At 59.8% G+C, this 25,866-nt stretch carries 28 protein-coding genes; 13 read left to right on the top strand and 15 right to left on the bottom strand.

Features of this window, described 5'->3' with window-relative positions:
• The first annotated feature begins 116 nt into the window (after nucleotides 1-116).
• On the top strand, nucleotides 117-995 hold the full coding sequence (locus V0R60_RS13065) for a LysR substrate-binding domain-containing protein (RefSeq protein WP_330079839.1): 879 nt from the start codon (nucleotides 117-119) through the stop codon (nucleotides 993-995).
• On the opposite strand, the gene V0R60_RS13060 is transcribed toward V0R60_RS13065, so the two are convergent.
• On the bottom strand, nucleotides 983-1,600 hold the full coding sequence (locus V0R60_RS13060; RefSeq protein WP_136478204.1) for a D-Ala-D-Ala carboxypeptidase family metallohydrolase: 618 nt from the start codon (nucleotides 1,598-1,600) through the stop codon (nucleotides 983-985). The two genes, V0R60_RS13065 and V0R60_RS13060, sit on opposite strands and share 13 nt — an antisense overlap.
• A gap of 87 nt (nucleotides 1,601-1,687) precedes the next feature.
• Here V0R60_RS13060 and V0R60_RS13055 point away from each other — a divergent pair, with 87 nt between their 5' ends.
• Nucleotides 1,688-2,827: a hypothetical protein gene (locus V0R60_RS13055; RefSeq protein WP_136478205.1), complete on the top strand. Its 1,140-nt coding sequence runs from the start codon at nucleotides 1,688-1,690 to the stop codon at nucleotides 2,825-2,827.
• A gap of 67 nt (nucleotides 2,828-2,894) precedes the next feature.
• Here the strand turns inward: V0R60_RS13055 and can are convergent, their stop codons facing one another.
• Nucleotides 2,895-3,533 (bottom strand): carbonate dehydratase, encoded by a 639-nt coding sequence (gene can / locus V0R60_RS13050; RefSeq protein ID WP_136478206.1) that lies wholly within the window; start codon nucleotides 3,531-3,533, stop codon nucleotides 2,895-2,897.
• Nucleotides 3,534-3,651: 118 nt separating this feature from the next.
• Here can and V0R60_RS13045 point away from each other — a divergent pair, with 118 nt between their 5' ends.
• A complete protein-coding gene (locus V0R60_RS13045) occupies nucleotides 3,652-3,975 on the top strand; it encodes a serine kinase/phosphatase (protein WP_136478207.1) in 324 nt (107 codons plus the stop codon).
• Nucleotides 3,976-3,980: 5 nt separating this feature from the next.
• Here the strand turns inward: V0R60_RS13045 and rimI are convergent, their stop codons facing one another.
• A complete protein-coding gene (gene rimI, locus V0R60_RS13040) occupies nucleotides 3,981-4,433 on the bottom strand; it encodes a ribosomal protein S18-alanine N-acetyltransferase (protein ID WP_136478208.1) in 453 nt (150 codons plus the stop codon).
• The gene (locus tag V0R60_RS13035; protein ID WP_330079838.1) at nucleotides 4,426-5,217 is read right to left on the bottom strand and encodes an energy transducer TonB; all 792 of its coding nucleotides are present in this window, start codon (nucleotides 5,215-5,217) and stop codon (nucleotides 4,426-4,428) included. Before V0R60_RS13035 ends, rimI begins: the two co-directional genes overlap by 8 nt.
• Before the next feature lie 179 nt (nucleotides 5,218-5,396).
• Here V0R60_RS13035 and mksB point away from each other — a divergent pair, with 179 nt between their 5' ends.
• From mksB to mksF, 3 genes are read left to right on the top strand one after another with little or no spacing between them, the layout of a single operon-like run.
• A complete protein-coding gene (gene mksB, locus V0R60_RS13030) occupies nucleotides 5,397-6,674 on the top strand; it encodes an Mks condensin complex protein MksB (RefSeq protein ID WP_136478210.1) in 1,278 nt (425 codons plus the stop codon).
• A complete protein-coding gene (gene mksE, locus V0R60_RS13025; RefSeq protein WP_136478211.1) occupies nucleotides 6,664-7,365 on the top strand; it encodes an Mks condensin complex protein MksE in 702 nt (233 codons plus the stop codon). The genes mksB and mksE overlap by 11 nt, the downstream gene beginning before the upstream one ends.
• The gene (gene mksF / locus V0R60_RS13020; RefSeq protein ID WP_136478212.1) at nucleotides 7,362-10,196 is read left to right on the top strand and encodes an Mks condensin complex protein MksF; all 2,835 of its coding nucleotides are present in this window, start codon (nucleotides 7,362-7,364) and stop codon (nucleotides 10,194-10,196) included. Before mksE ends, mksF begins: the two co-directional genes overlap by 4 nt.
• Nucleotides 10,197-10,261: 65 nt before the next feature.
• Here mksF and V0R60_RS13015 read toward each other — a convergent pair whose 3' ends face one another.
• The 5 genes from V0R60_RS13015 to rplU all read right to left on the bottom strand — a co-directional run bounded on the left by V0R60_RS13015 (nucleotide 10,262) and on the right by rplU (nucleotide 13,941).
• On the bottom strand, nucleotides 10,262-10,720 hold the full coding sequence (locus tag V0R60_RS13015) for a CreA family protein (RefSeq protein WP_330079908.1): 459 nt from the start codon (nucleotides 10,718-10,720) through the stop codon (nucleotides 10,262-10,264).
• A 7-nt stretch (nucleotides 10,721-10,727) separates the two neighbouring features.
• Entirely contained in the window at nucleotides 10,728-11,846 is a 1,119-nt protein-coding gene (gene proB, locus V0R60_RS13010; protein ID WP_136478214.1) for a glutamate 5-kinase, read from the bottom strand.
• A 75-nt stretch (nucleotides 11,847-11,921) separates the two neighbouring features.
• Nucleotides 11,922-13,145 (bottom strand): Obg family GTPase CgtA, encoded by a 1,224-nt coding sequence (cgtA, locus tag V0R60_RS13005; protein ID WP_136478215.1) that lies wholly within the window; start codon nucleotides 13,143-13,145, stop codon nucleotides 11,922-11,924.
• Between the two features lie 193 nt (nucleotides 13,146-13,338).
• Nucleotides 13,339-13,596, bottom strand: a complete 258-nt coding sequence (gene rpmA / locus V0R60_RS13000) for a 50S ribosomal protein L27 (protein ID WP_045187979.1) — start codon at nucleotides 13,594-13,596, stop codon at nucleotides 13,339-13,341.
• A 33-nt stretch (nucleotides 13,597-13,629) separates the two neighbouring features.
• Entirely contained in the window at nucleotides 13,630-13,941 is a 312-nt protein-coding gene (rplU, locus tag V0R60_RS12995; protein ID WP_010225695.1) for a 50S ribosomal protein L21, read from the bottom strand.
• A gap of 252 nt (nucleotides 13,942-14,193) precedes the next feature.
• Here rplU and V0R60_RS12990 point away from each other — a divergent pair, with 252 nt between their 5' ends.
• The 3 genes from V0R60_RS12990 (at nucleotide 14,194) to V0R60_RS12980 (ending at nucleotide 16,019) form a co-directional block, all read left to right on the top strand.
• The gene (locus V0R60_RS12990; protein ID WP_136478216.1) at nucleotides 14,194-15,162 is read left to right on the top strand and encodes a polyprenyl synthetase family protein; all 969 of its coding nucleotides are present in this window, start codon (nucleotides 14,194-14,196) and stop codon (nucleotides 15,160-15,162) included.
• Nucleotides 15,163-15,296: 134 nt separating this feature from the next.
• Complete coding sequence (locus V0R60_RS12985; RefSeq protein WP_136478217.1) at nucleotides 15,297-15,638, top strand: zinc ribbon domain-containing protein YjdM; 342 nt, start codon at nucleotides 15,297-15,299, stop codon at nucleotides 15,636-15,638.
• Nucleotides 15,639-15,770: 132 nt separating this feature from the next.
• A complete protein-coding gene (locus V0R60_RS12980) occupies nucleotides 15,771-16,019 on the top strand; it encodes a PA4570 family protein (RefSeq protein ID WP_136478218.1) in 249 nt (82 codons plus the stop codon).
• A gap of 73 nt (nucleotides 16,020-16,092) precedes the next feature.
• On the opposite strand, the gene V0R60_RS12975 is transcribed toward V0R60_RS12980, so the two are convergent.
• The 5 genes from V0R60_RS12975 to V0R60_RS12955 form a co-directional block, all read right to left on the bottom strand.
• Nucleotides 16,093-16,710 (bottom strand): FKBP-type peptidyl-prolyl cis-trans isomerase, encoded by a 618-nt coding sequence (locus tag V0R60_RS12975; protein ID WP_136478219.1) that lies wholly within the window; start codon nucleotides 16,708-16,710, stop codon nucleotides 16,093-16,095.
• 86 nt (nucleotides 16,711-16,796) lie between these two features.
• Nucleotides 16,797-17,102, bottom strand: a complete 306-nt coding sequence (locus V0R60_RS12970; RefSeq protein WP_136478220.1) for a DUF6482 family protein — start codon at nucleotides 17,100-17,102, stop codon at nucleotides 16,797-16,799.
• A 148-nt stretch (nucleotides 17,103-17,250) separates the two neighbouring features.
• On the bottom strand, nucleotides 17,251-17,739 hold the full coding sequence (locus tag V0R60_RS12965; protein ID WP_038614811.1) for a TIGR00645 family protein: 489 nt from the start codon (nucleotides 17,737-17,739) through the stop codon (nucleotides 17,251-17,253).
• A 123-nt stretch (nucleotides 17,740-17,862) separates the two neighbouring features.
• Nucleotides 17,863-18,204 carry a PA4575 family protein gene (locus tag V0R60_RS12960; protein ID WP_136478221.1) on the bottom strand — a complete coding sequence of 114 codons (342 nt, stop codon included), beginning with the start codon at nucleotides 18,202-18,204 and terminating at the stop codon, nucleotides 17,863-17,865.
• 160 nt (nucleotides 18,205-18,364) lie between these two features.
• Nucleotides 18,365-20,803: a Lon protease family protein gene (locus tag V0R60_RS12955; protein ID WP_136478222.1), complete on the bottom strand. Its 2,439-nt coding sequence runs from the start codon at nucleotides 20,801-20,803 to the stop codon at nucleotides 18,365-18,367.
• Nucleotides 20,804-21,080: 277 nt separating this feature from the next.
• On the opposite strand from V0R60_RS12955, the gene V0R60_RS12950 reads away from it, so the two are divergent.
• From V0R60_RS12950 to V0R60_RS12935, 4 genes are all read left to right on the top strand, one after another.
• Nucleotides 21,081-21,569 (top strand): DUF3015 domain-containing protein, encoded by a 489-nt coding sequence (locus tag V0R60_RS12950; RefSeq protein ID WP_136478223.1) that lies wholly within the window; start codon nucleotides 21,081-21,083, stop codon nucleotides 21,567-21,569.
• 76 nt (nucleotides 21,570-21,645) lie between these two features.
• Nucleotides 21,646-23,499 (top strand): DUF7840 domain-containing protein, encoded by a 1,854-nt coding sequence (locus tag V0R60_RS12945; RefSeq protein WP_330079837.1) that lies wholly within the window; start codon nucleotides 21,646-21,648, stop codon nucleotides 23,497-23,499.
• 92 nt (nucleotides 23,500-23,591) lie between these two features.
• Complete coding sequence (locus tag V0R60_RS12940; protein ID WP_330079836.1) at nucleotides 23,592-23,948, top strand: hypothetical protein; 357 nt, start codon at nucleotides 23,592-23,594, stop codon at nucleotides 23,946-23,948.
• A gap of 67 nt (nucleotides 23,949-24,015) precedes the next feature.
• Entirely contained in the window at nucleotides 24,016-24,513 is a 498-nt protein-coding gene (locus tag V0R60_RS12935) for a GreA/GreB family elongation factor (RefSeq protein ID WP_330079835.1), read from the top strand.
• Here the strand turns inward: V0R60_RS12935 and gdhA are convergent.
• Nucleotides 24,510-25,847: an NADP-specific glutamate dehydrogenase gene (gdhA, locus tag V0R60_RS12930; protein ID WP_136478225.1), complete on the bottom strand. Its 1,338-nt coding sequence runs from the start codon at nucleotides 25,845-25,847 to the stop codon at nucleotides 24,510-24,512. The two genes, V0R60_RS12935 and gdhA, sit on opposite strands and share 4 nt — an antisense overlap.
• Nucleotides 25,848-25,866 lie beyond the last annotated feature (19 nt).

Below are 25,866 nucleotides of genomic sequence, written 5' to 3'. Positions count from 1 at the left end.
TCCTCGATCGGTCAGGCAATCACACAGATAAAGTTATGGATGGCCATTATCGAAAGCTTCGTGCTGGGCAAAAAGCGATTTATAGTGCAGTAAATCCGCTAGTTTTTCTCACCGATATGAAACTGCCCGCACTTTCGGCCTTTCGTTACTTCGACGTCGCTGCGCAGACCGAAAGCTTCGTCCGCGCAGCCGAAATACTTAACGTCACCCATGGCGCAGTGAGCCGTCAGGTACGTTTGCTGGAAGAGTCACTGGGGGTGACGCTGTTCGAGCGCCGAAACCGCGCCGTGTTTCTCACCCCTGCCGGTCGTGCCCTGCATGGCACCACGCTGTCGGTCTTCGAACAGTTGCAAGGCGCGGTCTACCGCCTCCAACAACAAGCTCGTGAGGACGTATTGGTACTGTCCTGCGAGCCGACCATCGCGATGAAATGGCTGATTCCCCGCCTGCCGGACTTTCATGCCGCCCACCCGGACATCCACTTGCATCTGGTGGCTGCCGGCGGCCCTGTCGATTTTTCGCGAAGCGGTGTCGACCTGGCGTTACGGCGCGACGATTTTCGCTGGGAAGCCAGCCTTCACGCTGTGAAGATCTGCGATGAACGGGTGGGGCCGGTTAGCAGCGCCAACCAGATTGTTCCGGGCCATGGCCTGGATGGTCTGCGCTTGCTCCACAGCGCCTCACGCCCCGGTGCCTGGAACACCTGGCTGGAATTGACCGGCGCATCAGCCAAGGACACCCGCCGCGCCGATTACGAGCATTTCTACCTGTGCATACAGGCCGCCATGGCCGGACTGGGTGTGGCCATGGCGTCATTCCTGATGGTGGCGGACGAAATCGCCAGCGGCCAACTGTGTGCTCCGTACGGCTTTGTTCGCGATCAATCGGCGTACTACCTGCTGTGCCCTCCCAGCATGGCCAACGACGAAAAGTGCCTGCGCTTCACCCAATGGATCAGTGCACAAGCCGCCACTTGCCTGGCTCATTTGCTATGAGACGTAGCGCCAGCGGGCAAAGTACAGAAGGAAGAATGGGCACTTAAGTCCCCACCCCAGGTGCGAAAGCCAGCGGTATCGATATGAATGCGCCCCGAAGGGTAACGACCCAGTCCCATGTTCCAGGCTTTGCCCTGGGTCTGCCAGAACGTGCATAGCGGTCTGGGGTCGGTCCCCGCTGGCAGCAATACATCCACTGCAAACGCACGCATATGGGCACTGTCGAAGGCGCCACCGGCACAGCGATTGAGCCGCGGCGCGCGGTACGTGGAGACCACTTCATAGCGCCGCAGCACGCCTTGATCCGCCAGCGTTTTGAGCAACTGCAGCGTCGAACGCACCGCTGGCCACTGCGCGGCGGGCGCCACCGCGAAAGGCTCTGCCGAGCACAAGCGCCAGTCACTGGCACTGCGCAGCAACTGATAGATAGGCACGACACCATACAAGCGCGCATCCACCAGCATTTGCCGGAACGCCCGGGTTTCATGATCGCCTGCCCATTGGGCAAACATATACACATCCCTCTGATCGGCGTTTGCCTGGGTGCCGCACAGCAACGTCAGCAAAAGCCCTGCATGAATCCCAGCCCTGCGCCACCCCACCATTGGCATCTTCTCCTTCCCAATCCCCGCGAAACGCCTCCAGTATGGCGCCCACTCCCACTCTGAGGAGCTACTGACAAGGAGTTAAGCATGTACACGACAGTTCGATGGGGCCTAGGCCTGGCAGCCCTGGCATGCAGCGCGACTGCGCTGGCCGATGCCCAACTTGACCTGGGCAGCACCGAGCGAGTAACGCGGCTTTTCGCTTACCCCAACAACTGCAATGTCATCTGTTTCCGCGACTGGAGCCTGGAACAGACAGTCGAGCATTACCTGACCATGAGTGTTCAGCGCGATGGCTATACCGCTGCCACGGTGCGGGTCAGCCGTGACAACCACAATCTGTATGCTGACATTCAGGGCGTTCCCGCTAGTTACAGCACACCCCTGGCGGCTTTGCTCGACGCTGGCGAGTTGGCCTTCCAAGGCGCCAGTCGCCTGAACAACGACGGCAAGTGGGCCTACAACTGGAACCTGTTCCTGCCGCTGGGCATGGCCCTGGATAACCGTCGCAGCATCGAGTTGTTGCACTTCCCGCCGGACTACTCACTGACTCAGGCTCAAGACTATCTGCGCTCCAACACCACCGATCGCTGGGCGACGCTATTGACCTACAACGGCATTGCTGCCGAACAGACACCGGCCTACCAGACCATCATCGACATCGCTCCGATCGCCGCGCCCGCCAGCGCCGGCAAGGATCTGGAAGGTGTGTATGAGTACTTCAAGGATTACCAGTTGCGCATGGTCAAAGAGCTCACCCGCGATGCCCATGGCACTGCCCTGCCGATGGTCGCGTTCGGTGCGCCGGTGCGAAGTTGGATCGAGCAACAATACGGACCAGCGCTCACCGTATTGGGGCTGGTAAGCATCAGCCCTCAGAGCGGTCAACAGGTGCCGGTGCTCGGCGCCAACCACCCCAGCGCAATCTGGTATGCCGCTGATAAGAAAAACCACGATGGCGATCAAGATAAAGCTGATCGTGCGGGCTTGAAAATGATGGGCCAGGATTTGAGCGCCGCCTGCTGGCAGGCGGGCATGGGCCGCAACCCGCACGCAGATGCCCAGGCGACGCTGAACGCATGCACGCAGAAGTGGCAAGTGACGGCGAAGAAGCAGACATGCGAATTGTACTTCCGCACGGTGGCCAAGATGACCCGGGATCAGGCAAGCGCCAAGTGCAACAGCGGATCGATAACCCGGACCCTGCGCGAACTGAAGAAGGCGTGAGCATCGTCGTGGGACAGACCCACAGGCTCTCGATTGCCCTGTGGGTTTGCCCTCGACACGATCTCACTCAGTCCTGTGGACGCAACCGATACTGTGGCGGCAATTGGTCCAGGCCACTGATGGTTGCATTCAGACTCTTCCAGCGTCCGTCCTTGATACCGTAGATACAGCCATGAATCGACAGGCTCTGCCCACGGTGCCAAGCATTCTGAACGATGGTGGTGTGTCCGACGTTAGCCACCTGCTGGATCACATTCAGCTCGCACAGGCGGTCAACACGTTCTTCTTCGGTGGGCAATTGCGCCAACTCACCGCGCTTTTCGTAGTACAGGTCTCGAATCGAGCGCAGCCAGCCATCGATCAGGCCCAACTGACGATCCTGCATCGACGCCCGGACACCGCCGCAACCGTAGTGCCCGGTGACCAGAATGTGTTTCACCTTGAGCACGTCCACTGCGTACTGGATCACCGACAGACAATTCAAGTCGGTGTGCAGTACCACGTTGGCTACGTTGCGATGAACGAACAGGTCGCCTGGCAACATGCCGACGATCTCGTTTGCCGGAACCCGCGCATCCGAGCAGCCGATCCAGAGGTATTCAGGGGTCTGCTGACGCGCAAGCTTGGCAAAGAAATCCGGATCCTGCTGCTTGATCGCATCGGCCCAGCGCTCGTTGTTATCAATCAGTTCTTGTAGATCGTGCATGGTCAAGCCTCGTGGTTGGTGCCCATTTGTGACTGGCGCAAGCCCGTTCGGGTCACGCTTTGGAATCTTCCGGCAGCCGTCGGGTCCACCCATTACAGCCACCCGCAGGAGACTGACCATGACTCAACCCCATCGTCCGCCACACGCTCCCGAACCAGCCCCGATCGACGACGACGAAGACCGCATGGGCTCGATGCAAGAGCTGCACTTTGATGAGAATACTCCCAACGTCGACAGCGGTTTCGATCCAACCGACGACGACCTCGAACCTGAAACACTGATTCCCGAGGATGGAGCCCGCTCCCCTTCGGAGCCAGGCGCAAATCATCCGGCCGATTGGGACCTGAGCGTGGTCGATGAAGGCGAAATTGGTGGCGGCAACGGCCTTGATGAGGCCGAACTGGCTCGTCGCGACCCACTGGACGGCAAGCCAGAGCGCTGAGCCTTTCAATCGATCAGGGTGCAGGCCATTACCAGGGCATCTTCCCGACCGCCAGCAACCGGATAATAGTCACGACGTCGGCCGATTTCATTAAAGCCGTAGCGCTCGTACAGGCGATACGCCGACTGGTTGCTGGCGCGCACTTCCAGGAAGCACTCACGGCCGTTCATCTCGTAGGCGCGCTTCATCAGCTCTTCAAGCAAGCGTAAGCCCAGGCCACGGCCTTGGCTTTCCGGCTTGACGGTGATGTTGAGCAGGTGCGCCTCGTCGATAATCACATTGATTACGCCATGACCCACCTGCTGCTCGCCTTCGAACATCAGCCAGATTTCATAGGATTTGAGCCCGTCGAGGAAAATCCCGCGGGTCCAGGGGTGGCTGAAGGCCGCATATTCAATCTTCAGTACAGCGTCCAGGTCCGCCTCGGTCATCCGGCGGAAGCTGATTGTGTCACTCATCACTTGGTTTCCAGCGCGCCATAAGCCGGCGCATGGCTTGCCAGACGTGCGCCTTGCGCTGCGGCTCGTCCATCAACAATTCGAGGCCGGGCAAGGCCCAGGCAGTGCCCAGCCCTTCTATCGGCAACTCGCGATAATAAGCTTCGGCGTCCGCCTCGCCGGCAAAACGCACGGCGGGCAGGCCAATCAGCCACAAACAGGCACAGGGCGTCTCTTCAAGCCGGGCCTGGATGAAGCCCTGGACAAAATCGGTCGCCGCTTGCGGGCCCTGGTCGAGATTGCCGCGCACCAGCAACGGCCAGCGCACCGGCTCGCCAATGATCTGCGGGCTATCAGGCAGTCCGGCGGCACGCAGCATGTCCTTGAGCAACAGGTAGGAAGGGTCACGGCTCTGGAACGCCTCGCCCGTAGCCAGTTCCACCAGCAGCAGGCAATTGCCGGCACGCAGCAACTGCAGGGAAAAACGCGGCGGTGCAACTGGCTTCGGCTTGGTGATCTCGGCCGCAGGCTCGGCTTTCTCTGCTGGCTTACTGGCTGCCTTGGCGGCGGTGCCAGGGCGGGGAATCTCGATTTTCGGTCGCTCGCCGCTGCGCGCAACCGGCGTACTGACCGCCACCCGTACCGGCTGTGCCGGTGCCTCATCGAACTCGGGTACGGCCTCAGGCAACAGCGGCAGCAACAGCTCCGGGCGCGAAGGGGCGGCGAACGGCAGTTCGGTACGCGGCAGCCAATGCACCACTTGCATGGCATTGAGATAAGCGCGGCGGCGGGACTCGATTAACAAGAAGGATCGGCCATCTGTGGATAAGTCAGGGCCGATATTCTACCGTTGTTCGCGCTCCGGTGCCGCTGTTGATCGGCAGAAAACCGCCCGACAGCAGCTTCTAGCGATCAGGGGGTGAATCGACAGGCACGTGATGCAGTACAATCGGCGCTTTTATTTGGCAACGAGTCGACCCGCCAATGATCGAACCCAAGCGCGTCCTGCGCGCCCTAGCCGAACACTGGGCCCTGCTCGAGCCGTTGTGCGAGCGCTTCGACGGGGGCACCCTGAGCCTCGGCGAACTGCGCCAACAACTGGCCAACCAGCAGTTGGAGAGCACGCCCCAGGACATTACCAGCCTGCTCGACGTGTGGATCCGCCTGGATATTCTGGTGCCCGTGGCGAAAAGCCCCAACCGTTTCGAGCTCAACGCCCAGATCCACGACTTCCTCGCTTACCTGCGCCGTGAGCACCGCCTGGGCCTGTGCCTGGAAATCGAAGCCTACCTGCGCCACCTGGAACGTCTCGCTGGCCACATCCAGGACGCCTTCGAGATTCGCGACGGTAACGATCTGGCACGCCAACTGCGCCTGCTGGACATGCGTGTGCGCGACGTTTTGAAAAAGCTCGACAACGACGAGCAGGCCCTGGTCGCCGTGGCCGAACGCGCTAAGACCAGCGACCGCCAGATCCCACTGCGCCAGCGATATGCCGAAGTCCTGGCCACCTGGGACGAATACGTCGAGCCGATGATCCAGCTGGTCAACGCCGATGGCGCATTCGAACAGGGTGTACGCAAGGTCGAGACCGTTTTGCTGCGCCTGCTTGGCGAACAGGCACGCCTGGGGCACCTGGTCGACGACGACATGCTCCTGCGCACCCATGCGCGCATCCTCGAGATGCAGACCAGCGCCCAGTTGACCTTGCGCCATGCTCGCGAACTGCTGTTGCCGCTGCGTGAAGAAGCGCGCCGTCACAACGCCGTAACCCGTGGCGCAGCCCTGGCGCTCTCGGTCATCCGGCGCAAGGGCCTGGACGCGGTACCGCAAGCGGCCATGCCGATGTTCACGCGACCACAAAGCACGTTTCTCGGCAGCGCCAGCCAGGTCGAAGCCTATGTTTACGCCCTGGCCCGCTTCGAACCCAAGCCTGCGCAATTCCCGAAAGCGCATAAAACCCGCAAGGGCGAAACACCGCGAGCACCACGCACCGTCAAGGAAATGCTCGAGCGCTGCGAAAGCGCCCTGCCACTGCCCGACCTGATGGTCTGGTTGCTGGAGCAGGAGCCCGAAGGCGCCACCGACGAGCTGCTGTACTGGTTCTCACGCCTGTCCCGGGAAAAGCGCTTTAGCCGCGAACGCCTGGAGCGCTGTGAATACACCACCCGCGAACACCTGGTCAGCCTGCGCTCGTTCGCCCTGACATCGAGCCGCGAACCATCGCCTGAGCCTACTGCGAGCCCTGCCAATGCATCTTGATCTTTCCGAATTGCCTCAGCTCGCACCGATCTTCCGCGAGTTGTTCAAGGGCTTTCATATCAGCCGCCGCGACCCGGAGCTGTACGCCCAACTGTCGAACTTCCAGGACCAGTACCGCGGTCTGTTCAAGGCCCTTGGCTTCGAACTGGTATGTGATACCCGCGGTTTCTACTACTTCGTCCCGGACCTGGCCGCCGCCCAGGTAAACAAAACCGCCCAGCGCCTGTCGCTGTTCACCTTCATCCTGGTCGAGCATCTGGCCGACCAGGGCCGCGATCCGATGTCGGTGCTCGACGGTGGCAGCCTTGGCCGTGATGAGTTGCCGTCGATGCTGGAGAAATACCGCGACCTGTTTATCCAGGCTGAAGTACAGACACCGGACGAGCTGGAAGAAAAAATCATGCGACGCATGACCCAGCTGGGTTTTGCCCATGAAGAAAACGGCATCTACCGCTTCCTGCCACCGATGCACCGCTTTCTTGACGTCTGCCTGTCGGTCCAGCAGGACCGAGACCTTGCCGCCAGCCTGCACAGCAACTTGCCACTGCCAACACCGGTGTTGGTCGAGGAAGAGAGCGCAGAAGAGCTCAACAAGACCGACGATCCACTCGACCTCAGCCCGTTCGAAGAAAGCGAAGAAGACGCCTTGGCCCGAGCCATCGCCGAAGAGCAACAGGAGATTGACGCATGAGCCAGGAACGCTACGGCATTCGCCGCTTCGCATTGCTCAACACCGCCGGTTACAGCCTCGGCCTGTTCCCCCTGGAACACCCGCTGTCGGTCTACGGTGCCAACAACCTGGGCAAGAGTGCCTCGATCAACGCCCTGCAGTTCCCGATCCTGGCACGCATGTCCGACATGAGCTTTGGCAAGTACAGCCTCGAGCAGTCACGCCGCTTCTACTTCGCCAGCGACACCAGCTACATCCTCTGCGAGGTCAACCTGCCCCACGGCCCTCACGTGATCGGCGTGGTGGGGCGCGGCCCGGGCGGCGGTTTCGGCCATCAGTTCTTTGCCTATGCCGGTGAGCTGGACCTGGCTCATTACCAGAAGAACGACACCTGCCTGCGCCAGAAAGAACTGTTCAACAACCTTGAGCGCAATGGCCTCAAGGCCTACGAGCTCAAGCCTGACGAACTGCGTCGACTACTGGTCGGTGGCCATACCACTATCCCGCTGGATCTCACCCTGATCCCGCTGCGCTCCACCAGCGAGCAAAGCCTGAAGACGTTCCGCGCCCTGTTCATCAACCTGCTGCACATGCGTGAAATCACTGCCGCCAAGCTCAAGCAGCTGTTCCTCGATGCCTTCGAGCACAGCTTGCGCTCGGGCAGCGTCGACTACATTGCCGCTTGCGAAGAAGCCTTCCGCGATGTGCGCCGGATGGAGCAGGATTACAACTCGCTGGTCGCCGCCGGTCCGCTGGTCGAAGCCCTGGCCAACGGCGTGGCCCAGCGAGACATTCTGCGCGGCAAGCTGCATCGCCTGTCGCCGCTGCTCGACTCGCTGCTTGGCACCTGGCAGGACTACGCCAGTGCACGCAAGGAAGAACTGGTCATTCAAGCCGAGCACTACAAGAACGAACAGGACAGCCTGCAGAACGACCAGCGTGGCGGTACCCAGGAGCTGATGCGCCTGGAGCGCGAGATCACTGGCGTGCAGCGCTGGCTCGGCGAGCTGTCGGTACTCAAGCACCGCTTTGCCCTGGTCGACGACGTCAAAGTGCTGGAGCAGCAACTGCTGGCCGCCAAGGACGCCCACGACGAACTGGCCGGCGCCCTGGCCCAGTCGCGTCAGTTCAGCGCCGAAGACCTCGAAGAGCGTCTGCGTGAGCTGGAGAAACGCCTCAAGTCGGTCAAGCAGCAGCTCGACCATGCCGACAACAACAGCTATGCCCGTCTGCGCGAAGAATTCTCCCAACAGGATGTCGAGCGCCTGATGCGCCTGTTCAACGGCGCACTGTTCAGCCTGCCGCTGGGCGAACGAGGCATCGAGCTGGATGACAGCGACGTCTGGGTCAAATCCCTGGAAGCGGTGCTGGACGGATTCAAAGGCGAACGCTTCGAAGTGCCTGGCCTGTCCATCGACCTGTCGCATATCGAGCCCCCTGCCCTGCAGGCCCTGGCCGATCGCGCCGCGCTACGCGACCAAAAAGAGCGTCTGGAAAAAGAGTTCAAACAACTCAAGACCCAACAAGCCGTCAGCGCGGATCGCGCCGCCAGCAAAACCCAGACCGAAGCCCTCTACCAGCAAGTACTGGATGCGCAAAAGGCCCTGGAAGACTTCCGTCGCAGCCAGACGCTGGCCGCAGAAGAAGACGACAAGCTCGAACAACTGGCGCAGATGGAAGCAGCCCAGGATGAATTGAAACGCTCCAGCGACGCCTTCACCGAGCGAGTCCAGCAATTGTCGGCCAAGCTGCAGCTGGTTGGCCGGCAGATCGCCGACATGGAAGCCAAGCAGCGCACCCTGGACGACGCCTTGCGCCGTCGCCAATTGCTGCCCGCCGAGTTGCCATTCGGTACGCCGTTCATGGAGCCGGTAGACGATTCCATGGACAACCTGCTGCCCCTGCTCAACGACTACCAGGACAGCTGGCAAGGTTTGCTGCGCGTCGATGGCCAGATCGAAGCGCTGTACGCCCAGGTTCGCCTCAAGGGCGTGGCCAAGTTCGACAGCGAAGACGACATGGAACGCCGCCTGCAACTGCTGATCAACGCCTACTCGCACCGCACCGAAGAAGCCCTGACCCTGGGCAAGGCGCGCCGTGCAGCGGTGACCGATATCGCCCGGACCTTGCGCAACATCCGTAGCGACTATGACAGCCTTGAACACCAGCTGGCTTTGTTCAACCGCGAGATCAACAAACGTCAGGTTTCCAACCTGCAGAGCTTCCGCATTGTTCTGGCCCCGAACAAGGAAGCACTCAAGCACATCGACCAGATTATCCACAGCGCCGGGCAGTACGAAGAAGGCGAGACGCTGTCGGTGTTCGACCTCAACGCGAGCGCCGAGCAGGACAACAAGAACGAAGAGGCCAAGGAGTACCTGGCGCGACTGGTGGCGGCAAACCACAACCAGCTGGGCTTGAAGGATCTGTTCGAACTGGCCTTTGAAATCACCAAGGTCGGTGGTCAGCCAGTGATCCACACCGACATCGACGGTGCGGCATCCAACGGCACCACCATGACCATCAAGGCGCTGACCAACATGTATTTGTTGCTGCACCTGATGGACCGCGACCTGGCTGGCCGCGTACGCCTGCCCTACTACCTCGACGAAGCGGCCGACATCGACGAACGCAACCAGGCGGCCTTGCTGGAAACCAGTCTGCAGTTGGGCTTCGTGCCGATTCTGGCGAGCGTGAAGCCACAGGTGTCGGCACATGTTGCCATCGACCTGGAAGGCGGTAGCGGACCGAACGGGATCTACATCGACGAAGCGGACTGGAAATACATCAGCCGCCGCGACGTGGAAAAGGCAGTGGTGCGCAACGAAGAAGAGGAAGAGGCCTCAGCGTAAGGTCGATCGCCGGGTAAGCCCGCCCCGTGGGAGCGGGTTTGCCCGGCGATGCGTTGAGCCCGATGTTACTGGGCCCAAGGCAGGATAGGAATCGCGGTGACGGCGTTCTGTGGGCTGCCTTCGATCAGGCGGTCCGAGTACACCAGATAGACCAGAGTGTTGCGCTTCTTGTCGAGAAAGCGCACAACCTGCATCGTCTTGAACACCAGCGAAGTGCGCTCCTTGAACACTTCGTCACCGTCCTTGAGCTGCTCCTTGAAGCGAATCGGCCCAACCTGGCGGCACGCAATCGACGCTTCGGCTCGGTCTTCAGCTAAACCCAAGCCACCTTTCACGCCACCGGTCTTGGCCCGCGACAGGTAGCAGGTCACGCCATCCACTTTCGGATCGTCGAACGCTTCAACGACGATACGGTCGTTGGGTCCGACAAACTTGAACACGGTCGACACCTGGCCAATTTCTTCGGCCGATGCCAGCACCGGCAATGCCAGCAGCGCGGCTGCCACAATTCCCTTGAACACGATTGTTTCCTCAGACCAGAATCAGGTTGTCGCGGTGCACCAGCTCCGGCTCGGCAATGTAGCCCAACAAACCTTCGATGGCTTCAGATGACTGTCCGATGATTTTTTGTGCTTCCAGCGCACTGTAGTTAGCCAGGCCGCGAGCCACTTCCAGACCGTCAGGCCCGACGCACACGACCATTTCACCACGGCGGAAGCTGCCTTGCACCGTTTTGACCCCTACCGGCAGCAGGCTCTTGTTGGCCTGGCGCAGGGCTTTGACTGCTCCGTCGTCGAGCACCAGGGTGCCACGAGTCTGCAGGTGGCCGGCCAGCCACTGCTTGCGCGCTGCAAGCATGCCACGCTCAGGTGACAGCAGCGTGCCAAGGCGTTCGCCGGCCTTGAGACGGTCGAGCACGCGCTCCAGACGACCGCCAACGATGATGGTATGGGCACCGGAGCGGGCAGCCAGGCGAGCAGCGCGCAGTTTGGTCTGCATGCCGCCACGTCCCAACGCACCACCGGTGCCACCGGCTACGGCATCCAGGCTCGGATCGTCGGCACGGGCTTCGTAGATCAGTTGCGCGTCGGGGTTGTTCCGCGGGTCGGCATCAAACATACCGTCACGGTCGGTGAGAATCACCAACAGGTCAGCTTCGACCAGGTTGGCCACCAGCGCGGCCAAGGTGTCGTTGTCGCCAAACCGAATCTCGTCGGTGACCACCGTGTCGTTTTCGTTGATCACCGGCACTACGCCCAGCTCCACGAGCGTGCGTAACGTGCTGCGGGCGTTGAGGTAACGCTTGCGATCCGAGAGGTCGTCGTGGGTCAGGAGGATCTGCGCGGTATGCCGGCCATGCTCGGCAAAACTCGACTCCCAGGCCTGCACCAGCCCCATCTGGCCAATCGAAGCTGCGGCCTGCAGCTCATTCATGGCGCTCGGTCGTTTGGCCCAGCCCAGGCGGCTCATCCCGGCGGCAACCGCCCCGGACGACACCAGTACCAGCTCAACACCCGCCTCATGCAACGCCACCATCTGCTCGACCCAGACACCCATGGCCGCACGATCCAGACCCTTGCCATCGGCGGTCAACAGCGCACTGCCGATTTTCACCACCCAGCGCTGCGCACCCGTCACCTTGCTCCGCATCTTCTTCCAACCTATATAGATCTTTAGATACTAAAACGCCGCTCCAGAGAGCGGCGTTTAGTGTACTGCAACGAATCAGTCGCGCACGTAAATGATTTCCGGACCGTCTTCGTCGTCATCATCCCAATCGTCGTCATCGTCGTCGCCGATGTCGTGCACGCTCTTGACGCCGCTACGGCGCAAGGCGCGAGCATCGTCGAGCGCCTGCAACTGGGCACGGGCTTCGTCTTCGATACGCTGATCGAGCTCAGCCAGCTCGTCGGCATAGGCCGGATCGTTGGCCAGACGGTCGGCGCGATCTTCGAGGTAGCGCATGATGTCGCGGCTGAGCTGTTCGGTGCCTTGCTTGGAGATTGCCGAGATCACGTAGACCGGGCCTTCCCACTGCAAACGCTCGACCACTTCCTTGACGCGCTCGTCGCGCTCGTCATCCATCAGCATGTCGGTCTTGTTCAGCACCAACCAACGGTCACGCTCGGCCAGCGACGGGCTGAAGCGGGTCAGCTCGTTGACGATGACTTCGGCGGCATCAGCGCTGCTGCTTTCATCCAGCGGGGCCAGGTCAACGAGATGCAGCAGCAGGCGAGTACGCGCCAGGTGCTTGAGGAAACGAATGCCCAGGCCTGCACCATCGGACGCGCCTTCGATCAAGCCGGGAATGTCGGCAATTACGAAGCTCTTCCAACGGTCGACACTGACCACACCCAGGTTTGGCACCAGGGTGGTGAATGGGTAATCGGCGACTTTCGGCTTGGCCGCCGAGACCGAACGGATAAAGGTGCTCTTGCCGGCATTCGGCAAGCCCAGCAGACCGACGTCGGCGAGCACTTTCATTTCCAGTTTCAGGTCACGCTGCTCACCCGGTTTACCTGGAGTGGTCTGGCGTGGCGCACGGTTGGTACTGGATTTGAAACGGGTGTTGCCCAGACCGTGCCAGCCGCCCTGAACCACCATCAGCTTCTGACCTGGCTTGACCAGGTCGCCGATGACTTCCTGGGTAGCGGAGTCGATTACGGTCGTGCCGACTGGCACACGCAAAATCAGGTCGTCACCTTTCTTGCCGGTGCAGTCGGTGCTGCCACCGTTGGAGCCACGCTGGGCCTCAAAGTGACGGGTATAACGGTAGTCAACCAGGGTATTGAGGTTTTCGTCGGCGACCATGAATACCGAACCGCCGTCGCCACCATCACCGCCGTTGGGACCACCATTTTCAATGAATTTCTCGCGGCGGAAGCTCATGCAACCGTTACCGCCATCACCGGCTTTGACCCGGATCGATACTTCGTCAACAAACTTCATAAAAACCGCCTCTCGTCAGCTTGACGAGCTGAGTGACACAAAGACATAAGGCTCTTGCAAAAGTGAGCGCGGCGGCCCCCGTCAACGACCGAAACACCAGCGCCGGCAGCCCATACAAACAGCTTTGCAAGAGACTCACCCCACAAACGAAAAAGCCCCGTCGCGAGACAGGGCTTTTCCAGCGTCAACGCGATCAGGCCGCGACGATGCTCACGTAACGACGACCGAAGGCGCCTTTAACTTCAAACTTGATCTTACCCTCGATCTTGGCGAACAGGGTGTGATCCTTACCCATGCCAACGCCGTAGCCAGCGTGGAATTGGGTGCCGCGCTGACGCACGATGATGTTGCCAGGAACGATAGCCTGGCCGCCATACATCTTCACGCCAAGGCGTTTGGCTTCTGAGTCGCGACCGTTACGGGTACTACCACCAGCTTTTTTGTGTGCCATGGTTCAATTCTCCAGAAATGGGGATTTAGGCGATTAAGCCGAAATACCGGTGATCTTGATTTCGGTGAACCACTGGCGGTGGCCCATACGCTTCATGTGGTGCTTACGGCGGCGGAACTTGATGATGCGCACTTTGTCGTGACGACCTTGCGAGATCACTTCAGCAACAACCTTGGCACCAGCAACGACTGGAGCGCCGATGTTCACGTCGTCGCCATTGGCAACCAACAGAACGCGGTCGAAGGTAACGGATTCGCCAGTGGCGATTTCCAGTTTTTCGATTTTCAGGTATTCACCTTCGGCGACTTTGTACTGCTTGCCACCGGTAACAATTACTGCGTACATGGGTATTTCTCCGATAATCCTGCTCACCCAGCTCTTTATAGTAAGAGTATTGGCTGGCATGGCTGCATAGGGCTGGAACGGCCCAGTGCAATTGCGTAAGGCAGGTGCTGCCCAGGAAGTTCAGGGTGCGCGATTGTACGCAAGGCGTGCATCCCTTGCAAGTCCTGCCCCCGGTGTGCCCGGACCGCGCCTTGACAGGCCGGGACCCGCGACCTAGCATGCCGCGCAACCTTTATGGAGCACCTGTGGCCGATGCAACCCCAAGCTTTCTACCGTGCGGTAGCGGATGACTTCAGCGCCGTTGACGAGATTATCAAGAAACAGCTGACTTCGCGTGTACCGCTGGTATCGAAAATCGGCGACTACATCACTTCAGCTGGTGGCAAGCGCTTGCGCCCGTTGCTGGTGCTGCTGTGTGGCAAAGCCCTTGGTCGCGAAGGCGACGACGTGCGCCTGCTGGCCGCCACCATCGAATTCCTGCACACCGCCACTTTACTGCATGACGACGTCGTCGACATGTCCGGCATGCGCCGCGGCCGTTCCACGGCCAACGCCCTGTGGGGCAACGCACCCAGTGTGCTGGTGGGTGACTTCCTCTATTCGCGCTCGTTCGAAATGATGGTCGAACTGGGCTCGATGCCGGTCATGCAGATCCTCTCCAAGGCTACTCGCGTGATCGCCGAAGGCGAAGTCCTGCAGCTATCGAAGGTACGCGACGCCAGCACCACCGAAGAGGTCTACATGGACGTCATTCGCGGCAAGACCGCGATGTTGTTCGAAGCGTCGACCCACAGCGCCGCTGCCCTGGCCCAGGCGACGCCTGAGCAGAGCGAGGCCTTGCGCACCTTCGGTGATCACCTCGGTGTCGCATTCCAACTAGTCGACGACCTGCTCGACTACAAGGGCGATGCACAGACCCTGGGCAAGAACGTCGGCGACGATCTGGCCGAAGGCAAGCCAACCTTGCCACTGATCTACACCATGCGTGAAGGCACCCCCGAACAGGCGGCCCTGGTACGCCAGGCCATCCAGAAAGGCGGCATCGAAGACCTCGAGAGCATCCGTGCAGCGGTGGAAGCCTCTGGCTCGCTGGATTACACCGCGCAATTGGCCCGCGACTATGTAGCCCGTGCCATCACCTGCCTGGAAGTGCTGCCAGCCAGCGAATACCGCGACGCCCTGGTGGAACTGAGCGAATTCGCAGTCGCCCGTACCCACTGATCCGCACCTCCCCAATCGCGGGGCAACCCCGTTCCCACTGCGGGAGCGGGCTTGCCCCGCGATTGCATTCGCCCGCTGGCCAACAAAACCCTATATAATGTAGGTTTTGTACCTGTACGTCTTGAGGAACCCTAGTGAGCACTTTGCCACCCTGCCCTAAATGCAACTCCGAATACACCTACGAAGATGGCGTCCAACTGATCTGCCCCGAGTGTGCACACGAGTGGTCCGCCGCTGGTGAAACCGAGGCAGCCAGCGATGAAGCGGTCAAGAAGGATTCGGTTGGCAACGTTCTTCAGGACGGCGATACCATCACCGTGATCAAGGACTTGAAAGTCAAAGGTACCTCACTGGTGGTCAAGGTCGGCACCAAGGTCAAGAACATCCGCCTGTGCGACGGCGACCACGACATCGATTGCAAGATCGACGGCATCGGCCCGATGAAGCTGAAGTCCGAGTTCGTCCGCAAGGTCTGACCCTGCCGGTTTCGAGGCTGGCGCCCGGCCTCGAAACAACTTGCTGCACCATTGGGCGCTTTTTTACCAATAGACCCTTGCTATTTTGATAATAAGAATTATTCTCATTGGACGCTTCCAAGGAGAATAGCCATGACTTATCTGATAGACGCCTGGCTTGACCGGCCGCACCCTTACCTTCGTATCCTGCACCGGGAAACCGGCGAAGTCTGTGCCGTGCTCGAACAAGAAGCACTGGACGAACTGCGCGATCAGGGAGACCTGGATATCAATGGCTTGAACTCAAGTGAGCCGATAGTGCTCAAGGAACTGGTGAGGAACCTGTTCCTGTTCTGCTACGCACGGGCGTTGCGCCCTGGCGGTGGAACCGAGTGGAACTGAACAGCATCGGGGGGCGAGCCCGCGCCCACAGCAGTTACAACCCTGTGGGAGTGAGCTAGCCCCGCGATAGGTGTTACAGGACGTCCAGCAGCTCGACGTCGAATACCAGTACGCTGTGCGGCGGAATGCTGCCAACGCCCTGAGCGCCGTAAGCCAGCTCGCTCGGAACGTACAGGCGCCACTTGCTGCCGGCATTCATCAGTTGCAGCGCTTCGGTCCAGCCTGCGATCACGCCGCCAACCGGGAATTCTGCTGGCTGGCCACGTTCGTAGGAGCTGTCGAAGACGGTGCCGTCGATCAGGGTGCCGTGGTAGTGAGTGCGAACGCTGTCGTCGCGGCTTGGCTTGGCGCCTTCGCCTGCGGTCAGCACTTCGAACTGCAGACCCGAAGCCAGGGTGGTGATGCCATCACGCTTGGCGTTCTCGGCCAGGAACGCTTTGCCTTCACCCGCAGCCGCTTCGGCCTTGGCAGCAGCTTCAGCTTGCATCACTTCACGGATGACCTTGAAGCTGGCCGACAGGTCTTCTTCACTGACGCGGCTGTCTTTGCCGTTGAATGCGTCGGTCAGGCCGGCCAGGATGGCGTCCAGGTTAACGCCCGGTGGCGGGTTGTCGCGCAGTTGGCCACCCAACTGACGGCCGATGCCGTAGCTGACGCGCGTTTCGTCGGTAGACAGGTTGATTTCGGACATTTGCTTGCTCCGCTGCAGGGCGCACGACAACCGCGCCCTTTATGAAAAGGGCGAGCAGCCTAGCACACTGCGGCAAAGCAGTTCAGCTACCAGGCGGAACGTCGCGGCATCGGTATTTTCATATCGCCATCGCCGGCACTGCTTCCTCCGCACATCTCGTCATCCATCGACCAATGGACAAGGTGCACAGGCACGGCAGGCAAACCATTGAGCAGACGTTGCGCATCGACCACCGAATGCACTTTCAGACGCTGCCCCTGCGTATCGGAAAGGGGGTGGGCATGGCCTTTGACACGGGCCTCAAGAATGAAGTCGCCGCCTTCGATGGCAATCAGGTTGAGCTCTTCCACATGACCGGCCTTGGCCTCAGTGTTCAGTTGTTGAAGGTTCATTGCGATACCTCGCTACTGGAACGTGGAGCAGGCACTTCGAGTGACGGTTCATTTTTTGTACAGCACGCGTCAAAGCACAAGGCAAAAACACAACCGCCCGTCCGTTTTGCAACGGACGGGCGGTCAGGTAATACGCCTGGCAGAGCGATCAGTGCTTGGTCAGCTTGTCCAGATAGCCCATGGCGAATGCCGACACTACGAAAGTCATGTGGATGATCACATACCACATCAAGTATTCGGTCTCGATGTTGCGTGCATCCATGAACACCCGCAACAGATGGATCGAGGAAATTGCCACGATCGACGCTGCAACCTTCATCTTCAACGAAGATGAGTCCATCTTGCCCAGCCAATTGAGCTTTTCCTTGTCCTCATCAATGTCCAGTTGCGAGACAAAGTTCTCGTAGCCGGAAATCATCACCATCACCAGCAGCCCGCCCACCAGCGCCATGTCGATCAAGGACAGGATCACCAGGATGAGGTCGGCTTCAGCCAGGGAAAAGATATTGGGCAATACATGGAAGATCTCCTGGAAGAACTTCAGTGCTAGCGCCAGCAGGCCCAACGACAGACCAAAATAGATCGGAGCGAGCAGCCAGCGCGAGGCATACATCGCATTTTCGATAATACGTTCCATTGATAACTCGTCAGGTGGCATTAAAAGCGAACAGGAGTATAAACAGCCAGCCATGACAGAAAAAGCCCGTGGCACGCTGACACAGGCAGTACCGGGCGAGATTGGCGGGTCCGGAGGAACGCTTCAGGTTTCCGGATGGAACTGGAAGTCACCGACGTGGTGGACGCGCTCGCCATTGATCCGGCGAAGCTGGGCTTGCAGATGCACGCACCAGATCTGCGGATCATCCGCCAGCTGATAACCGTGAAGGGTCAAGCTGTCGACGATAGCATCGAGTACCGACTCAGCCACGAAAGGCCCATGAAACGGCCCTTGAGCCTTGATCGCAGAAGGTTGTTCGCCCGCCATCCCAGCGGCGAAAAGAAGGGTCCACATGCCGTTGTCGCCGGCCAGCGGACGAATACTGCATTCAATGCGAGTCACCAGGCCCAGGCATTGACGAGTAAGGCTGAGGCTGCGCGGCATGGCGTCGATCCTCGGTAAAACCCCTGTTCAACCCTGCGCACAGGGCTGTTTCATTCCTGTAGTGACTACAGTCCTTAATGTGAAGAATAGAAGAGATTTGCTTTCGCGTGAAAAAACCGGCGCCCAGCGGTCACAGCCGCTGGAGCGCCGATAATTTGACTCAGGACGATTTGACCTGGGCCAAGGCCAGTTCGGCCTGCTCTTTCTCGGCCTCCTTGAGGTCTTCCTCGCTGATCATCTCGGCAATCACTCGCAGGCGTTCGACTACACGGGCGTTGACACTGCCTTCAGGGAATTCGCCCTCGGCATTCGGCTCGCCAGCAGGCTCGCCTACCAGCAGGCTCAAGGCTTCGTCGGCCTGGCTTACCGCGTAGACATGGAACATGCCAGCACGTACGGCCTGCAGAACCCGCTCATCCAGCATCAGCGTGGCAACGTTGGCGCGCGGGATGATCGCCCCCTGCTCGCCCGTCAGTCCTCGTGCTTCACAGAGCCGGAAGAAGCCTTCGATTTTCTCGTTGACCCCACCGACCGCCTGTACTTCGCCGAACTGGTTGATCGAACCGGTGATCGCGAAGCACTGCTTGAGTGGCGTCTTCGACAGGGCTGAAATCAGAGTGCAGGCTTCACCCAGCGATGCACTGTCACCGTCCACATATCCGTAGGACTGCTCCAGGGCAATACTTGCCGAAATCGCCAGCGGGAATTCCTGGGCATAACGGCTTCCCAGATACCCGGTGAGGATCATTACTCCTTTGGAGTGAATCGGTTGGCCAAGGTTGACCTCGCGTTCGATATCGACAATTCCGCTGCCACCTGGATAGACCGTAGCGGAAATGCGCGCCGGCACACCAAAGGCCGAATCCCCGACCTCCAGCACGGTAAGACCGTTGCATTTGCCTACAGCGGCCCCTTCGGTATCGATGAGGATGATGCCGGCCAGCATGTCGTCGAGAATTCGCGCCGACACCCGACCGGTACGGGTAGCCTTGGCCTTCAGCGCCCGCTCGATATGACCGACATCGGTCATATCGTCGCTGGCCAGGTGGCGAATGAAGTCTGCCTCACTGACCAACTGGAACAAGTCGCCAATACGCGCTGACAGGCGCCCCTGATTTTCGGCCAGGCGCGCGCTGTAGGTCGCCAGACGCGCCACGGCATCCCCGGTGAGCGGCGCCATGCCCTCTTCGCTGGTGCGGGTCTTGAGCAACTGAGCGAACTGCTCCAGGCTTTCATCGACCATTGGAATGTCTTCATCGAAGTCCACCAGCACCCGGAACATCTCCTGGAAGTCCGGGTCGTGGTCTTGCAGGGCGTAATAGAGCTGGCGCGAACCGATGATCACGACCTTGATGTTCAGCGGCAACATTTGCGGATTGAGGGTGACGGTAGCCAAACGGCCGTACTCACCCAACGGCGACTCCATTTTCAGCTTGCGCGACTGCAGGGCTCGCTTCAGGGCGTCCCAGACAAAGGGCTCGCCAAGCATCTTCTCGGCTTCAAGAATCAGGAACCCACCGTTGGCCCGATGCAAGGCGCCGGGACGCAACTGACGATAGGTGGTGTAGAGGGCGCCCTGGTCGGTGCTGTATTCGATCCGGCCAAACAGATTGTCATAGGTCGGGTGCGGCTCGAACACTACCGGCGCACCACCACTGACGTGATGGCCAACCACCAGACTCGGGGCATATTGCTCTTCCAGGAGCTTGCGCGCCTGGGCGTCGGTCTTGCTGTCATCGACCAGTTGCTCGACCACTGTACGCAACAGATACACCTGCACGGCCTGCAGGTAAGCGCAGACGGCCGCATTCTCCGCGTACTTTTCCGACAGCGGCGCCAACAACGGCTGCAGCGCCAGGGTAATGGTTTCTTCGTTCAGCTGACGCAGCTGATTGTTCGACTCACGCTTCCACTGCGGCAGGCTGGCGAGTTCTTCGTTGAGGCGCTCCTCCAGATCAGCGATATCGTCGTGAAAGCGCTCGCGCAGGGCCTCTGGCAACTGCGCAAACTCCGCTTCATCCAGCGCCTTGCCATCGGCCATCGGCGTAAAGGCAACGTTGCTGCTGTCACGGTACAGGGCTACGTCTTTCTCCAGCGACGCGCGCTCGATCACATCCAGCGCGCGGTCGTATCGCTGGTTGAAAGCGCGGTCGATGGCGCTTTTCTTCTGCTGGTAGGACGGATGCTCAAACACAGCCGGAAAGGTTGCCAGCAAATTGTCGATCAAACCGCCAATGTCACAAATGAACGATCCTGCGCTGCCTGGCGGCAGTTCCAGGGCCCGGGGTTCACGAGGGTCATCGAAATTGTTGACGTAGACCCAATCCGAGGGCGTCTGCAAGCGCTTGCCTTCGGCCTTGAGGTAACGTTTGACGAACGAGAATCGCCCGGTACCGGGCTCACCCATGACAAATACGTTGTACCCAGGACGAGGCATGGCGACGCCGAACTGCAAGGCTTCGACAGCACGTTCCTGGCCAAGCACACCGCGAAAAGGCTCCAGATCATTGGTGGTGGAAAAGGCGAACTGTTCGGCGGAAAACGGCCGGGTCAAGGCTTCTGGCGCAAGACGCAGGCTCGCAGCAACAGGATCGGGCATCGGGCTTCCTTACTTCGGCGGGGCAGATGAAAGCATTCTGGCGCTGCCTGCCCGCGCCTTGCAAGGCTCATCGGAACAATATGTCGCAGGGGTGAAAACCCGCGTGGCGTCAACTTCCTCAGCAATTTTTCGCAATAAATCACGGAACCCTTAGATCGTGCCTAAACTCCATTACTGCGCGGCTGGGTAAATAACCGACCCGCCCCTGGCACTCTGCTGACAGATATGCCAGACAACCCTGACCTTTGGTATCTACGACTAGAAAGAGAACAAAGCTATGAAACGGATTCTTCTGGGTACTCTGTTCACCGCGGTCTCTCTCAACGCCATGGCCCAGGCCCCTGGCGGACCTGACTGCGGCTGGGGCAACATGCTGTTCGAGGGCCAACGAGGCACACCGGCCCACTTCCTCGCATCCACCACCAACGGCACCTCTGGCAACGCCACGTTCGGCATGACCTCGGGCACCAATGGCTGCTCGACCAATGCAGCGCTGACCTATGGCGGTAAATCCTGGTTCGCCATGAACGGGATGATGAACGAGCTCTCCGAAGACATGGCCAAGGGCCAGGGTGAAGCCCTGACAACCTACGCCGTGGTACTCGGCGTAGCCCCAGAAGACCGTGCGCACTTTGCCACTGTCACCCATCAACACTTCCAGGAAATCTTCAAGACTGCAGATGTGACCGCCGAAGATGTCCACACCAACACACTGGCCATTCTGAAAAGCGATCCACGCCTGGCCAAATACGCTACCCAGGCTTAAGCTCGGCCCACCCGCCCCTAACCGGGGCGGGTTGTTTCCTGCCTCTATCGGCATCATTCAGACTTAGTTGCCCGACATGCTCAAACGCCTTGCCTACCTGGCGCTCTGTGCCTGCGCCCCGCTGCATGCTGCGCCCTCGATCGATGACTCACGCCTTTCACAATTGGCTGCCGATCGTTACTGGATATCTTTGGGCCACTACGAAACAGCCAAGCTCGGCGGATGGCGCAGCTATGTCGATGACCGGCGCTTCTTCCTTGCCGAGGACGGTGCGCACCATCCCGACCAGGAGTTGCGGGCCACGGTTGCGGCGCTGTATGCCCCGGCAAACCTTGGCGACAAGCACGCACAATGCGTATTTCCGGCGCGCACGCGGTGGCTGCGTGAGCAACTGCAACTCACCGACCTGCCTGCACCCGACTGCAAGGAGTACACGCAGTGGTACAAGGATGTGTCGCCACATAGCGCGGTAATGATCTTTCCGGCGGCCTATCTCAACAGCCCGTCCTCGATGTTCGGTCACACGCTGCTGCGTATCGACCAGGCCGACGTGCAGAGTAACGAGACGGCCCTGCTCAGCTATGCGGTCAACTTCGGTGCCTACATTGAAGGCAACGACAACAGTATTCTTTATGCCTGGAAAGGCCTGATGGGCGGTTATCCGGGGTTGTTCGCCCTGGTGCCCTATCAGGAAAAGCTCTCCGAATACCGCAGCCTGGAGAACCGCGACCTGTGGGAGTACCGGCTCAACCTTACCCCGGAAGAAACCGGACGTATGGTCGAACATATCTGGGAGCTCAAGCAGATCCAGTTCGACTACTTCTTCTTCGACGAAAACTGCTCCTATCGCCTGCTGGAACTGCTCCAGGTGGCCCGCCCCAGCCTGGACCTGACTTCACAGTTCCCGCTCACTGCAATACCCACCGACACAGTCAAGGCGGTCAAACAGTCCGGCCTGGTGGAGCGAATAGATTATCGGCCCTCACGCGAGCGCGAACTGCTCGAGCGGGCCAAGCCTCTGGACGCCAGCGAACAACAGCAAGTGTTGGCAGTAAGCACCGATACCACGCTGTTGCAGAGCCCCGCGTTCACCGCCCTGCCCCGCGAGCGCCAGGCCTTGATACAAGATGCCGCCTACCGCCTGGAACGCTATCGGGCCAACGGTCAGGAACGTGACCCTGCGCGAACCCAGCGCAGTTTCGAATTGTTGCGGGCGATCAACCGCAACCCGGCGCCAGAACTGGACATCGAACGTCCAGGCCTGCCCGAAGATGGCCATCAGTCTCGCACCTGGCAGTTGGGTGCAGGCACTCGCGAAGACCGCGCCTTTGCCGAATACGGTCTGCGCATGGCGTATCACGACCTCAACGACAACGCGTATAGCTTCCCACTCGGCGCACAGATCGAAATTCTGCAACTAAAGGTACGCCAGTACGAAGGCAACGACTGGCAGGTCCAACGCCTGGACCTTGCCACTATCCGCTCGATGACGCCGCGCAACACCCTGCTGCAGCCGTGGTCGTGGCAGGTTACCGGCGGTCTTGAGCGCGTACTGGGCAAGCATGAGGATGAAGTGCTGGTCAGCCACGTCAATGGCGGCGCAGGGGGCACCTGGCAGCTGGCTGACGAGTTGCTTGGATTTGCCCTGGGTACGGTGAGGGTTGAGCACAATAACGACTTTGCCGAATTCATTTCTCCGGCAGCAGGCTTCAACACCGGCCTGCTATGGCGCAACCCGTTGGGCACGTTGAGCCTTGAAGGCAAAGGCGATTATTTCACCAATGGCGAGGTACGCCGCAGTTTGAGCCTGAACCAGCAATGGGAGCTGTCCCGCGACCTGGGCTTGCGTCTCAGCGCCAAGCGCGAATTCAGTCAGTTGGCGACGGCGCAGAACGAGCTGATGCTGGAATTGAAGTGGTACTACTACTAGGCCTCGATCACCCAACACCTTGATCACATCCTTTTGACAGCGCGCCGACAAGCCACGCCCTAGACTTTTCCAGGCACGTGGAGAATCTGAATATGTGGCGGTACGGCGCAATAATGGGAATGGCGGTGGTGCTCGGCGGTTGCCAGACAACCCACGAGCAATTGATCAATCAAGGTTATCCGCCCGCCTACGCTGACGGTTTTCAGGACGGCTGCAGCAGCGGCCGCCAGGCCGCTGGCGTAATGGCTGGGGATTTTCGCAAGAATGTACCCCGCTACCTGCACAGCCGGCAGTATGAAAGCGGTTGGGATGATGGGTTCCGCCAATGCCATTCAATGCAGGAAAACCAGGACTTGCAGAGCTACCGCGCCAGCCATTGGGATGAACGCAACGAACAGTGGCAGGAAGAGAAAGACCGCGATGCAGCCCGCGCCTATCGACGCAAATAGGTCGCTTGTACGCAATCGATGCAACGGATGATCTGTCAGCATGGTCTCCTCTAGAAAGGAGGACATCATGAGCCGAGCATTCGTCAACGAAGACCAGGCCGCCGCTCAGGCGGACCAGCCGGTAGAGCGCAGGATCAGCGAACAATCCAACTATGTCACCGCTCAAGGGCTTGTCCAGTTGCAGCAGCGGGTAAGTGCACTCAATACCTTGCGCGCTGAGTTGCAGTCTCAAGGCGAGCACTCAGACAAACAACGCCTGGCCGACACCGAGCGCGACCTGCGCTATTTCAACGTTCGCGTGCAGAGCGCGCAAGTGGTGCCCAAGGCTACTTCCACAAGCAAGGTACAGATCGGCAGCCGGGTGACATTCATTGATGAACAAAACCAGGAGCACCAGGTGCAACTGGTCGGTGAAGATCAGGCCGATGCGGCCAACGACCTGATCAACTGGGGTTCACCGCTGGGCCGCGCCCTGTTGGGTGCTGCCCTCGGCGATGAAGTGGTGTGGCGACGACCCGCAGGGGATCTGTCGATCGAGATCGTCGCCGTTACACCAGAGGTTTAAACCACACCCTGGGCCAGCATGGCGTCGGCAATTTTAACGAAGCCGGCGATGTTGGCGCCTTTCACGTAGTTGATCCGGCCATTTTCCTCACCGTAGTGAACACAGGCGTGGTGGATCGACTGCATGATGTTGTGCAGCTTGCTGTCTACCTCACCAGCGGTCCACAACAGGCGCATGGCGTTCTGCGACATTTCCAGACCGCTCACAGCCACACCGCCAGCGTTGGACGCCTTGCCTGGGGCGAAGAGAATGCCGGCGTCGATGAAGATATCCACAGCGTCGAGGGTGGTCGGCATGTTCGCGCCTTCGGCCACACAGATGCAGCCATTGCGCAGCAGAGTACGGGCGTCTTCACCATTGAGCTCGTTCTGGGTTGCACATGGCAGAGCGATGTCGCAAGTCAGACTCCATGGGGTTTGACCCTTGAGAAATTCCAGACCGAAACGCTCGGCAAGTTCGCTGATACGGCCACGCTTGACGTTTTTCAGCTCCATCACTGCGTCCCACTGCTCGTCGGTCATGCCCGCTTCGCAGTACAGGGTGCCTTCGGAGTCGGACAGCGAAATGACTTTGCCACCCAGGTCCATGACTTTGCGCGCAGCGTACTGGGCAACGTTACCGGAACCGGAGATGGCCACACGGCGACCGTCGATACGCAGGTCTTGGCGCTTGAGCATTTCTTCGGCGAAGTACACGCAGCCATAGCCGGTGGCTTCGGGACGAATCAGGCTGCCACCGTAGGTCATGCCCTTGCCGGTCAGCACTGAAGTGAACTGGTTGGCCAGGCGCTTGTACTGACCGAACATGTAGCCGATCTCGCGGGCACCGACACCGATGTCACCGGCAGGCACGTCCAGGTCTGCGCCGATGTGACGGTACAGTTCGCTCATGAAGGCTTGGCAGAAGCGCATGACTTCGGCGTCGCTCTTGCCCTTCGGATCGAAGTCCGAACCACCCTTGCCGCCGCCCATGGGCAACGAGGTCAGGGAATTCTTGAATACCTGTTCGAATGCCAGGAACTTGAGTACGCCCAGGTTTACTGAGCGGTGGAAACGCAGGCCGCCCTTGTACGGACCGATGGCACTGCTCATCTGGATGCGGTAGCCGCGGTTGACGTGGACCTTGCCGGAATCGTCGACCCATGACACGCGGAACAGAATTGCACGCTCCGGTTCGACCATACGCTCAAGGATACCTGCCTGAAGGTAATGCGGATTGGCTTCAAGGAAAGGCCAGAGGCTGCGCAATACTTCTTCCACTGCTTGGTGGAATTCAGGTTGGGCCGGGTCGCGCTGTTTCAGGCGCGCAAGGAAGTCTTCGACGGATTCGATCATTTAGACACTTCACCAGATA

The organism is Pseudomonas auratipiscis, from assembly GCF_036324085.1.
Classification (GTDB): Bacteria; Pseudomonadota; Gammaproteobacteria; order Pseudomonadales; family Pseudomonadaceae; genus Aquipseudomonas; species Aquipseudomonas auratipiscis.
The sequence above is the reverse complement of the archived record's forward strand: the minus strand, read 5'-3'. Positions and strand labels throughout refer to the sequence as shown.

Coding starts and splice junctions, on each gene's coding strand:
- V0R60_RS13065 (WP_330079839.1), top strand. CDS start 117: ATGAAACTGCCCGCACTTTCGGCCTTTCGTTACTTCGACGTCGCTGCG.
- V0R60_RS13060 (WP_136478204.1), bottom strand. CDS start 1,600: ATGGTGGGGTGGCGCAGGGCTGGGATTCATGCAGGGCTTTTGCTGACG.
- V0R60_RS13055 (WP_136478205.1), top strand. CDS start 1,688: ATGTACACGACAGTTCGATGGGGCCTAGGCCTGGCAGCCCTGGCATGC.
- can (WP_136478206.1), bottom strand. CDS start 3,533: ATGCACGATCTACAAGAACTGATTGATAACAACGAGCGCTGGGCCGAT.
- V0R60_RS13045 (WP_136478207.1), top strand. CDS start 3,652: ATGACTCAACCCCATCGTCCGCCACACGCTCCCGAACCAGCCCCGATC.
- rimI (WP_136478208.1), bottom strand. CDS start 4,433: ATGAGTGACACAATCAGCTTCCGCCGGATGACCGAGGCGGACCTGGAC.
- mksB (WP_136478210.1), top strand. CDS start 5,397: ATGATCGAACCCAAGCGCGTCCTGCGCGCCCTAGCCGAACACTGGGCC.
- mksE (WP_136478211.1), top strand. CDS start 6,664: ATGCATCTTGATCTTTCCGAATTGCCTCAGCTCGCACCGATCTTCCGC.
- mksF (WP_136478212.1), top strand. CDS start 7,362: ATGAGCCAGGAACGCTACGGCATTCGCCGCTTCGCATTGCTCAACACC.
- proB (WP_136478214.1), bottom strand. CDS start 11,846: ATGCGGAGCAAGGTGACGGGTGCGCAGCGCTGGGTGGTGAAAATCGGC.
- cgtA (WP_136478215.1), bottom strand. CDS start 13,145: ATGAAGTTTGTTGACGAAGTATCGATCCGGGTCAAAGCCGGTGATGGC.
- rpmA (WP_045187979.1), bottom strand. CDS start 13,596: ATGGCACACAAAAAAGCTGGTGGTAGTACCCGTAACGGTCGCGACTCA.
- rplU (WP_010225695.1), bottom strand. CDS start 13,941: ATGTACGCAGTAATTGTTACCGGTGGCAAGCAGTACAAAGTCGCCGAA.
- V0R60_RS12990 (WP_136478216.1), top strand. CDS start 14,194: ATGCAACCCCAAGCTTTCTACCGTGCGGTAGCGGATGACTTCAGCGCC.
- V0R60_RS12980 (WP_136478218.1), top strand. CDS start 15,771: ATGACTTATCTGATAGACGCCTGGCTTGACCGGCCGCACCCTTACCTT.
- V0R60_RS12975 (WP_136478219.1), bottom strand. CDS start 16,710: ATGTCCGAAATCAACCTGTCTACCGACGAAACGCGCGTCAGCTACGGC.
- V0R60_RS12970 (WP_136478220.1), bottom strand. CDS start 17,102: ATGAACCTTCAACAACTGAACACTGAGGCCAAGGCCGGTCATGTGGAA.
- V0R60_RS12965 (WP_038614811.1), bottom strand. CDS start 17,739: ATGGAACGTATTATCGAAAATGCGATGTATGCCTCGCGCTGGCTGCTC.
- V0R60_RS12960 (WP_136478221.1), bottom strand. CDS start 18,204: ATGCCGCGCAGCCTCAGCCTTACTCGTCAATGCCTGGGCCTGGTGACT.
- V0R60_RS12955 (WP_136478222.1), bottom strand. CDS start 20,803: ATGCCCGATCCTGTTGCTGCGAGCCTGCGTCTTGCGCCAGAAGCCTTG.
- V0R60_RS12950 (WP_136478223.1), top strand. CDS start 21,081: ATGAAACGGATTCTTCTGGGTACTCTGTTCACCGCGGTCTCTCTCAAC.
- V0R60_RS12945 (WP_330079837.1), top strand. CDS start 21,646: ATGCTCAAACGCCTTGCCTACCTGGCGCTCTGTGCCTGCGCCCCGCTG.
- V0R60_RS12940 (WP_330079836.1), top strand. CDS start 23,592: ATGTGGCGGTACGGCGCAATAATGGGAATGGCGGTGGTGCTCGGCGGT.
- V0R60_RS12935 (WP_330079835.1), top strand. CDS start 24,016: ATGAGCCGAGCATTCGTCAACGAAGACCAGGCCGCCGCTCAGGCGGAC.
- gdhA (WP_136478225.1), bottom strand. CDS start 25,847: ATGATCGAATCCGTCGAAGACTTCCTTGCGCGCCTGAAACAGCGCGAC.